General features: G+C 72.7%; 1 protein-coding gene. It reads right to left on the bottom strand.

All coding sequences use genetic code 11. From position 1 onward, the window contains the following. On the bottom strand, positions 1-505 hold a 505-nt coding region (locus tag HC022_RS28500; RefSeq protein ID WP_175583781.1), incomplete at both ends, for an NAD(P)H-dependent oxidoreductase subunit E.

Below are 505 nucleotides of genomic sequence, written 5' to 3' on the forward strand. Positions count from 1 at the left end.
CGGCGGGCTGCTCGGAGCCGCCCTCGACCGGCTGCTTGGGCTCGCCCGCGGGCGTCACCGGCGCCTCGCGCTTGTCGATGCCGGTGTCGTCGGCGCTGGCCCCGTCCGAGAGCTTGGGCGCGTGGGTGTCGGGCACCGCGTCGCCGTCCTCGTCCGAGCGGTCGCGCCACGGCGTGCGCAGCGGCACTTCGCTGCCGTCGATGCGCTTGACCGTGTCGCCGATGTCGGTGGCGAGCGCCACCGAGGCATTGTACTGCGCGCGACCGTCGACATGGGCGGTCAGCACCACCGGGCCGCCGAGCGGCTCGGAGCCGTAGCGGCCGTTCTGCGGCCCCGGCACCGGCACCTTGCCGGCGGCGAGTTCGTCGAGGATCTCGCCGAGGCGCTCGGCGGTCAGGTCCTCGTAATAGTCCTTGCCGATCTGGGCCATGGGCGCGTTGGCGCAGGAGCCAAGGCATTCCACCTCTTCCCACGAAAACTTGCCGTCGGGCGAGACCACATGGGC

Origin of the sequence: Salipiger sp. HF18 (assembly GCF_011806505.1) — a bacterium.
GTDB lineage: Bacteria > Pseudomonadota > Alphaproteobacteria > Rhodobacterales > Rhodobacteraceae > Salipiger > Salipiger thiooxidans.